Genomic DNA, 8,813 nt, shown 5'->3' on the forward strand with positions numbered 1-8,813 from the left:
TATTATCATGGAACACAATATGGTGGGCTGGTTCGAAATACCTGTAGAAGATATGGGGCGAGCCAGAAAGTTTTACGAGGAAGTCTTTGATATTTCAATTTCTGTTCATGATTTAGATGGACTCATTATGGGTTGGTTTCCGTCGGCTCAGGGTAAATCTGGTAGCCCGGGATCATTGGTTAAACATGAGATGTATACTCCAAGTGATACAGCTGGTCCGCTTCTTTATTTTTCCTGTAAAGACCTTGCAGTTGAATTGGCCAAAGTAACAGCTGCCGGAGGTTCCATCATTCAGAAAAAAAAGGAAATAGGAGGGGGACATGGTTTTATGGCTCTGATAACGGATACTGAAGGAAACAGGATAGCCTTACATTCCTTAAACTGATCTATACATAAAAAATTGAGGCTTCTGCTCTGCAACCCATGCGTATCGGAATATATTTTGTTCCAATGCCCTTAGAGACATACATTCTGATATCATTGAGTTTGTACCATCCCCTTAAGAATCTACCGCTACCTCCAGGCTTATAAAATGCTTTTCCAAGAAACGTTATTTGCCCTCCATGAGTATGCCCCGATAATATGAGTTTAATGTTTACTTTTTCAATTTCATTTAACAGCGCTATTTCGTCACTGTATTCAGGACAATGATTGAGCACAATAGTTTCCTCCAAACTATCATATTCTGCTGATGCATTTGTGAAATTCGGATTACCTCCAATAAAATCATCAACACCAATTATTACAAGGTCTCTATTAGCCTTTGAGAATTTTAGACTTTCATTAATAAGTAGTTGGCCATTATGTTTTTCAATGAGATTTCTGAAAGAATTAAAGTTCACTCTTCCCGCATATTCTTTATTGCCCATGATAACCACCTTTGGGATATCATTGCTGATAAACCCCAGGAATTGGTTTAAAGCCGGTAATCCTTTGTTATTGTTGACTGAATCTCCTGTAATGCAGATAAAGTCTGGCAGTTCTTTATTAATTCTTTTGGCAATAGCCTTATGGAAAGATTTTAATTCATTAATATGGAGATCAGTTAATTGAACTATTTTTATTTTGTTTTCTGATTTTGAGAGATCATAGGTGGTCCACTGAATTACATACTTTTCGAACCATAAAATGTCAAAAGAAAACAACCCCATCAGAGCAAAAAAGAATTTGATGATAAAACTTCTCCTGTTTAATTTCATAAAAATCCTTAATTTAAAGCATGAATCCTGCCGGTTCCAAATGTTGAATATGCTTTCATTTAAGAACTTAAATTAATCCGCTAATTCCAGGAGAGCTATATTATAATCATTTTCCAGGGTTACCTTTCCATTTTTCACCTCTACATGAGTCTCGGAATAGGTGTCATATAACTTGGTTCCATCTCCAAAGAACCCCTTAACCCATAACGATTTTTTACCTTTGGGCAGGTCCAGTCCTACCGCTACTTTATCCTTGAAATTTTCATCAATGTAGGTTCTGCTGAATACATAGGGTTTTTTAGCTAAGCGCTTATGCCTTCCGGCTCCAACTGCAGGATGATTGACACGAAAACTTCCCAGTTTCTGCCAGTGAGCAAGAACCTTTTTAGTTTCTTGCAGGCTATCAATTTCCTGCCAATTCATATATGATCTTAAAGTTGCATCGCCCTCCGTGTTTTCAATAGTAAGATCTCTCGCAGATTCATCTCCGTAATATATTTGTGAAGTTCCCGGAGTTAACAAAAGTACATTTGCCGTGTAATAAGGTCTTTCCCTATTTATGTCGAAGGGTTCAGAATCATCATGCGACGTCAAATAATTAAGTACCCCTTTGTTCTTTAATTTGGAATTCAAGAGACTATTGTATTTTTTAAATATGGTCTCATAATTCTTTTTAGCGTCGTTTTTTAGTTCAAAGTTTATTAGACTTTCAAAACCATATTCGAAATAATCGACCTTCTTATCACCAAAATCGAATTTTCTACCTTCAGATATTCCGTACCCATAGGCTTCACCAACCATATAAAATGGCGTGTCATCCAAAACTTCTTCAGGATGCTTTTTCTTCCAGGTTTCAAATGCTTTAGATGCTTCTGCATATAGTTCTAACCAGGTGTGCTCGTCTGCATGCTTTACCGTATCCACCCGGAAACCGTCAATACCTAGATCATTTACATAGTCCGTTAGCCATTTGATAATGTAAAACCTTGGAGCTCTGGGGTATCCGGTTCTTTGAAAAAAGAGTTGAAGCTCATCTAATTCATTGCTAAGCCTGCCTTCTTCTTTCCATTTGGCCAATAATGCGTCTGGTAGTTCAACCGCTTCATCAGATTCAGTGTAAATATCAGGTAAGTTTGCAACTAAAGTGCAACTTGTCGTAGTTTCATAATTTGTGTGCTCACAAAGTGGATCTGTCCTTACCCAATCTTCAGGCCATACCGGATCTTTTTCGGTTACAGGACCTGTGTGGTTAACAACCACATCCAGAAGAATCCTTATATTATTTTTATGGGCTGTTTTTACAAGATTTTCAAGATCTTTTTTTGTGCCAAAATTGGGATCCAAAGCGGTCCAATCCTTTGCCCAATATCCATGGTAAGCATAAGTATTACCAGTTCCTTCATCTGTATCGCCATGGATTTGTTCAACTACCGGTGTAAACCAAATAGCATTCACTCCTAATTTTGAAAAGTAACCTTCTTCAATTTTATTTGTGATACCCTGAATATCACCACCCATAAAACCTCTTAAGGTAGCCGTTTCGTTTGTCCTTTCGAAATTCAAATCATTATCAGGATTACCGTTATTGAACCTGTCTGTCAATAAAAAATATATATTCGCGCCCTGCCATACAAACGGGACTTCTTTCTGAGCTATTTGTGTGCTGTCTTGGACTTTGGTATCCGGGATTTGGGGTTTTTTTTCTGCCTGCTTGCAGGTCAAAAAAAGTGCAGAAACTGCAATTGCAATAAGCAGCTTTTTCATGGTCAAAGATTTTGCCTAAAGCTATAAAATGAATGCGGAATAAGAAAATTTATTTCAAAAGCCTTTAAAGGGTTTCATAAGGATATTCCTACCTGAAGTATGTTGCTGGTAATTAAGCCTTAAGCGCTGCTTTATTTTTTTCTGTTAAGCACTTTGTATTCTTCATAACAACTGCTAATAGCATCCAATATTTGCAAATCATTAGCCGTTTTTATAAAGGAGGTCGAATAATTGCAATTGGAAAGTATGTCATTAATATCAAATTCATCAATTTGTAATAATTCGGTAAGTGTTTCCCGATCAAATTTAGAAGCAAGTAGATCCCTTATGTCTTCATCTTCCTTAATTTGTCTCAACTTTTTCATCTGATTAGGTCGTTTACCAAATAGATTTCGAAGAAGGTCGGCCGGATTCAAAATGGAACCTAATACTTTGGTTACCGCACTTGGATTTTTGCTTCCTGCCTCATAGCTTGTGGGTAATCCGGAGATACTATATTGATAAGATGTATTAATAGGCAAATTTTTTACATCAATTTCAAGATATCCTGTTAATTCATATGGTTTTACAACTACTTCTTCCAGTGCATATGCAAGCTCTGTAAGTGCAATCTTGGTGTTTTTAAACTTAAACATATCATTCGTAACACGAATTTTCTGAGATTTAAAGCCTAAGTAAGAAAAGTAAAGTGTATCGTTAACAGAAGCGTTAATAGAAAATTCACCCTTAGCGTTGGTAATAGTACCTACAACCTTGTTAAGGTTTATTACATGCACACTTTCTAAAGGAGTACTGGATTGCGCATTAATAACTATAGCCTCAAATTCCTTTCCTTCTTGTTGCTCTTCATCTACCTGGGACAACCCAACAAAGCCAAATAACGCAAACAAACACAATAAATACTTATTCATTCAGTATGATGCTAATTGATAATGCGAATAAAATAAAAATAGATGCCCTGGCATATTTTTTAATATACAATTAACTAATAGAAACCATCTCTTTTTTTGCTTCGCCTATTTCCGGATGATGAACCCTGTTTGGATCCAGATCTTCTTGAACCGCCTTTAGAAAAGTTACCTTCTCTTCTTTTGCTTCGGCTTCTATCCCCGTCTCTACTATCTCTTTTACCCTTTGATCCTCTGTCTCTTCTCCGTCTTTCTCCTCCTTCGGGACTATTGGAAACTTCAACGTTTACAAATCGCCCTTTGACTTTAAAATCGGTAAAGGTTTCTAATATTTGATCTTTATGAGTGGCTTCAGTATTGAAAAAAGAAAAACTATCTTTAACGTCTACTCTGAACAAATCATCCTTACCAAGGTGCAATGTATCTTTTAAAAAGTCCTTTAGGGACATCCAGTCATACCCGTCGCGTTCTCCAACATTTATAAAATAGCGGACAGATCCGTTGCTGGAAAAATCACTTGAACCTCCTCTATTTCTTTCCCTGCGATCTGGTTCAGTTGAATTCAGATCTTTAGTTCTACTATAATAATTATAAAAACGAGTAAATTCTACAGAAACAATTTTTTGTATTAATTCATCCCTGTCAAGACCGTCAAGAACATCGTGAATGGCCGGTAAATAATTATTTACCTCTTCATTTATTTCCGTAGTACGGATCTTATTAGCCAAATGGTACAACTGAATTTCGCAAATCTCAATCCCGGTAGGTATCTTTTTTGCAATGAATTTCTGCTTTATTTTTTTCTCTATAGCATGAATTTTACGCAATTCACTTCGAGTTATGATCACCATAGAAATACCAGATTTGCCAGCCCTTCCTGTACGACCACTTCTATGGGTATAGGTTTCTATTTCATCCGGTAACTGATAATTAATTACATGGGTTATATCGTCCACGTCTATTCCACGAGCCGCAACATCCGTAGCCACTAACATTTGAATTTGTTTTTTACGGAAAGCATTCATTACCAGATCGCGCTGGTTTTGACTTAAATCTCCATGCAGAGCACCGGCATTATATCCGTCTTCAATTAGCTTTTCTGCAACTTTTTGGGTATCCCGTTTGGTACGGCAAAATACCACAGAAAATATTCCCGGGTTGGCATCAGCAAGTCGTTTTAATGCTGAGTACCTGTCGCGTCCACCCACTAAATAATATTCGTGCTGTACAGTGTCTACTCCCGAATTCTTCTCACCTACGGTTATTTCCGTTGGATGATGCATGAATTTCTTGGCAATTGTAGCCACTTCCCTGGGCATGGTGGCTGAAAAAAGCCAAGTAGATTTCTCTTTAGGAGTATTTGAAAGGATGTCCTTAATATCTTCGTAGAATCCCATGTTTAACATTTCATCTGCTTCATCCAGAATGCAATAGTCAATTTTGGAAATGTCTATTATTCCCCGGCCAATCATATCCTTCATTCTACCCGGGGTGGCGACAACTATTTGAGCACCTCGTTTAATTTGCCGGGCCTGCTCAGTAATGCTTGCACCTCCATAAATAGCTACTGTATTCAAACCTTTGACATATTTGGAATACAATTGCATTTCATTTGTAATTTGTAAACAAAGTTCTCGGGTTGGAGATAATATTAAACCCTGGGTAGTTCTGCTGTTGCTGTCAATTTTTTGAATTAACGGAAATCCAAAAGCAGCAGTTTTACCTGTTCCGGTTTGGGCCAGGGCCACTAAATCTATTTCATCCTCTAATAAAATTGGAATGGATTTTTCCTGAACCTCGGATGGAGTTTCAAATCCTAAATCAGTTATAGCATTCAACAGGGCGCTATTGAGCCCCAATGCTTCAAATTTTGTCATAATATGTTATAATTTACCTAATCGCAAATATGTATGTTGCATAGAGCGATTATCCTTATAACTTATTAGACTCAGCGCAACACATGCTATACCAGCGGCGTCAATTTAAGCGGCAAAGATACTCTTATTTATTTAGATGGTGGCCAAACTTAAAATTTTCAAATTTTAGAAAGGTATTTGATAAGCTTTTGCAGCGCCTTTCCTCTATGGCTAATTTCATTTTTTATATGCAGAGGTAATTGGGCAAAAGTTTGGTCATAAGCTGTTGGGATAAAGATAGGGTCATAACCAAAGCCATTGGTGCCCCGTTTTTCAGTACCTATTGTACCTTCAACAACTCCATCAAATAGAATTTTTTTACTATTTAGATTTAATGCAATTACAGTTTTAAATCTCGCTGTTCTAGATGTAATATTCATTAAATCAAATAATACTTTTTCTATATTTTTTTCAGGATCCTTTTCTTCTCCGGCATATCTGGCAGAATAGACTCCGGGAGCACCATTCAAGGCATCTATAATTAGTCCTGTGTCATCTGCAAAACACGATATTCCATAGTTTTGCGTAATGTAGTCAACTTTTAATTGTGCATTAGCCTCCAGCGTTGTTCCTGTTTCCGGTATTTCTTCGATACAACCAAGATCTTCCAGGGAGATAAGACGTATGTCTTTGGGAAGCAAAAGACCTACTTCTTTTAATTTATTTGCATTGTGTGTGGCGAAAACTAAATCCATATGCCAAATGAGTTCATAAAAAAATTGTTGACCAGGTTAAAAATAGTATTTTTATTTACTGCATTTTTTCAATTATGAAACTTAAACTACCACCGACAATCATTTTTTTGGTATTTGGAGGCCTCATGTATCTTTTGGCTGAATTTTTACCGGTTGGATATTTTGATTTTTTTGGCAGATCATATCTAATTAAGGCACTGCTATTCTTAGCAGTCGTTATAAGTTGTGTGGCATTAATTCAGTTTCACCTGGTCAAGACTACAACAAACCCTAAAAACCCTTCTAAGGCCACTTTTTTGGTTACAAATGGCATATATAAATACTCGCGAAACCCGATGTATTTGGGGTTGTTGCTCATATTGTTAGGTTGGGCACTGTGGTTAGCCAATGCATTCAACGTTCTTCTAGCTGCCGGTTTTGTTTCTTATATGAACACTTTTCAAATTCAACCTGAAGAATCATCGCTGGCTAGCTTATTTGGTAAAGAATATAAACACTATTGTATAAGAGTTAGAAGGTGGTTTTGATTCACTAAGTACAATTTTTAAAAGGCAAAAAATATTAGTTATTTAACTTATTTAAGAAATATTAGCTTATTAAAACCAAAATCAATGAAATATTTAGGGGTTTGTACGATACTTATTCTTGCTCTGGCATGTGGAGAACAAAATTTAAAAAAGCAGGATAGACAAGAAGTTGTTAAAGAAGGCCAAAAGTGGTCTGCTCAAGAGGCATGGGATTGGTATAATGATAAGCCCTGGTATTTGGGCGCAAATTTTAATCCAAGTTCTTCCATAAATCAACTTGAATTCTGGCAGAAAGACACCTTTGATCCTGAAACTATTGACAGGGAATTAAAGTGGTCAGCAGATTTGGGAATGAATCTTCATCGGGTATATCTCCATAATTTGCTCTGGGAACAAGATTCAATTGGCTTTTTAAATCGGCTTGAAAATTATTTGGGATTGGCTGAAAAATATAACATAAAGACCATGTTTGTTTTACTTGATGATGTGTGGCATCCAATTCCCAAACCGGGAGTTCAGCCACAACCTGTTCCGCATGTACATAATTCGGGCTGGGTACAGTCTCCGGGTGCTGAAATTCTTGGAGATAGTACCAGACATGATGAATTAGAATCGTACATCAAAGGAGTAGTGCGGCACTTTGCCAATGATGATAGGGTTTTAGTATGGGATCTCTATAATGAGCCCGATAATGTTGCCGGTCAGCCTGGAAGACGGCAACTGGAAGTGGACAATAAACATGTATATTCACTAATGCTCTTGAAAAAAGTAATGAAATGGGCAAGAGAAGTAAACCCCAGTCAGCCTTTGACTACTGGTATATGGAGGGGAAATATTGACCATTGGGGTACCCCGGATAGCCTGCCTGCTTTGGATAGTTATATGCTTGTGAATTCTGATATCATTTCATTTCATGCATATGATGGGGAAATAGATAATGTAAAAAAGAAAATTACTGAACTTCAAAAGTATAATAGGCCCTTATTTTGCACAGAGTATCTCGCTAGAGGAGTGGGTAATACCTTTGAAAGTGTGCTTCCAATTCTTAAAGAAAATAAAATTGCCGCTATCAACTGGGGATTTGTATCTGGTAAGACGAATACTATTTATCCCTGGAAAAGCTGGGATTCTACATTCACCGAGGAACCTGAAATCTGGCATCACGACATTCTAAGGCCCGATGGTTCTCCTTTTTCCGTAGAAGAGACAGATTTTATTAAACAGCTGAACAGTAATTCCAAATAATTCTTTAGTTCACCAATATATTGCCAGCTATATACCTGATTTTTCTATTTAATGATAACTTAATTCCTGATGTGCGAAAAGAAATCATATAAACTTTTGTTCGTGGCAAATTTGAATATTCTAAATGATTCGGACTTAATGCAGAACAATCCACAATGGAAATCGCATATACTTACATAAACTGCATTTTTGAATCGAGAGGCTACCGCGCACGGATTTAATTTAATAATTTTGCATCTTAATTTTTATAAAGAATGACAGAAGTGGGACGTAAGTACGTATTTGATTTTGATAGTACATTGACCAGGGTAGAAGCCCTCGATGTGTTGGCGGAAATGACCCTTCAGGGAAGGCCTGAGAGGGATGATGTTATTCATAAGATTCAGGAAATAACGAATCTTGGCATTGACGGGGATATTTCTTTTACGGAATCCCTCGAAAGAAGAATTCAACTTCTAAAGGCACACAAAGACCATTTAGACCCGCTCGTTGAGGAATTACGGCAAAAAATTTCTAAATCCATTTTGGCAAATAAGGAGTTTTTTGAAAAATATTCTGA

The 8,813-nt window shown here is 36.9% G+C and carries 8 protein-coding genes and 1 pseudogene; 4 read left to right on the top strand and 5 right to left on the bottom strand.

The window, feature by feature from the left end; all coding sequences use genetic code 11:
• Positions 1-7 precede the first annotated feature (7 nt).
• Positions 8-385 (top strand): VOC family protein, encoded by a 378-nt coding sequence (locus Q0X89_RS09785; RefSeq protein ID WP_297693587.1) that lies wholly within the window; start codon positions 8-10, stop codon positions 383-385.
• 1 nt (position 386) lies between these two features.
• On the opposite strand, the gene Q0X89_RS09790 is transcribed toward Q0X89_RS09785, so the two are convergent.
• The 5 genes from Q0X89_RS09790 to Q0X89_RS09810 all read right to left on the bottom strand — a co-directional run bounded on the left by Q0X89_RS09790 (position 387) and on the right by Q0X89_RS09810 (position 6,482).
• A complete protein-coding gene (locus Q0X89_RS09790) occupies positions 387-1,199 on the bottom strand; it encodes a metallophosphoesterase (protein WP_297693589.1) in 813 nt (270 codons plus the stop codon).
• 72 nt (positions 1,200-1,271) lie between these two features.
• Positions 1,272-2,963 (bottom strand): alpha-amylase family glycosyl hydrolase, encoded by a 1,692-nt coding sequence (locus Q0X89_RS09795; RefSeq protein WP_297693591.1) that lies wholly within the window; start codon positions 2,961-2,963, stop codon positions 1,272-1,274.
• 131 nt (positions 2,964-3,094) lie between these two features.
• Positions 3,095-3,874, bottom strand: a complete 780-nt coding sequence (locus Q0X89_RS09800) for a carboxypeptidase-like regulatory domain-containing protein (protein WP_297693593.1) — start codon at positions 3,872-3,874, stop codon at positions 3,095-3,097.
• Between the two features lie 74 nt (positions 3,875-3,948).
• A complete protein-coding gene (locus tag Q0X89_RS09805) occupies positions 3,949-5,748 on the bottom strand; it encodes a DEAD/DEAH box helicase (RefSeq protein WP_297693595.1) in 1,800 nt (599 codons plus the stop codon).
• Between the two features lie 158 nt (positions 5,749-5,906).
• Positions 5,907-6,482 carry a non-canonical purine NTP diphosphatase gene (locus tag Q0X89_RS09810; protein ID WP_297693597.1) on the bottom strand — a complete coding sequence of 192 codons (576 nt, stop codon included), beginning with the start codon at positions 6,480-6,482 and terminating at the stop codon, positions 5,907-5,909.
• A gap of 74 nt (positions 6,483-6,556) precedes the next feature.
• On the opposite strand from Q0X89_RS09810, the gene Q0X89_RS09815 reads away from it, so the two are divergent.
• The 3 genes and pseudogenes from Q0X89_RS09815 to Q0X89_RS09825 form a co-directional block, all read left to right on the top strand.
• Positions 6,557-7,009, top strand: coding sequence for an isoprenylcysteine carboxylmethyltransferase family protein (locus Q0X89_RS09815; protein WP_297693599.1), 453 nt, complete (start codon positions 6,557-6,559; stop codon positions 7,007-7,009).
• A gap of 84 nt (positions 7,010-7,093) precedes the next feature.
• Entirely contained in the window at positions 7,094-8,254 is a 1,161-nt protein-coding gene (locus tag Q0X89_RS09820; RefSeq protein ID WP_297693601.1) for a cellulase family glycosylhydrolase, read from the top strand.
• Positions 8,255-8,508: 254 nt separating this feature from the next.
• Positions 8,509-8,813, top strand: a pseudogene (locus tag Q0X89_RS09825) (phosphoglycerate dehydrogenase); the annotation flags it as partial.

Origin of the sequence: uncultured Eudoraea sp. (genome assembly GCF_947258525.1) — a bacterium.
GTDB lineage: Bacteria > Bacteroidota > Bacteroidia > Flavobacteriales > Flavobacteriaceae > Eudoraea.

What these genes read in the sequence shown, in the direction of transcription:
- Q0X89_RS09790 (WP_297693589.1), bottom strand. Translation starts at nt 1,199, where the DNA reads ATGAAATTAAACAGGAGAAGTTTTATCATCAAATTCTTTTTTGCTCTG.
- Q0X89_RS09785 (WP_297693587.1), top strand. Translation starts at nt 8, where the DNA reads ATGGAACACAATATGGTGGGCTGGTTCGAAATACCTGTAGAAGATATG.
- Q0X89_RS09820 (WP_297693601.1), top strand. Translation starts at nt 7,094, where the DNA reads ATGAAATATTTAGGGGTTTGTACGATACTTATTCTTGCTCTGGCATGT.
- Q0X89_RS09805 (WP_297693595.1), bottom strand. Translation starts at nt 5,748, where the DNA reads ATGACAAAATTTGAAGCATTGGGGCTCAATAGCGCCCTGTTGAATGCT.
- Q0X89_RS09810 (WP_297693597.1), bottom strand. Translation starts at nt 6,482, where the DNA reads ATGGATTTAGTTTTCGCCACACACAATGCAAATAAATTAAAAGAAGTA.
- Q0X89_RS09800 (WP_297693593.1), bottom strand. Translation starts at nt 3,874, where the DNA reads ATGAATAAGTATTTATTGTGTTTGTTTGCGTTATTTGGCTTTGTTGGG.
- Q0X89_RS09815 (WP_297693599.1), top strand. Translation starts at nt 6,557, where the DNA reads ATGAAACTTAAACTACCACCGACAATCATTTTTTTGGTATTTGGAGGC.
- Q0X89_RS09795 (WP_297693591.1), bottom strand. Translation starts at nt 2,963, where the DNA reads ATGAAAAAGCTGCTTATTGCAATTGCAGTTTCTGCACTTTTTTTGACC.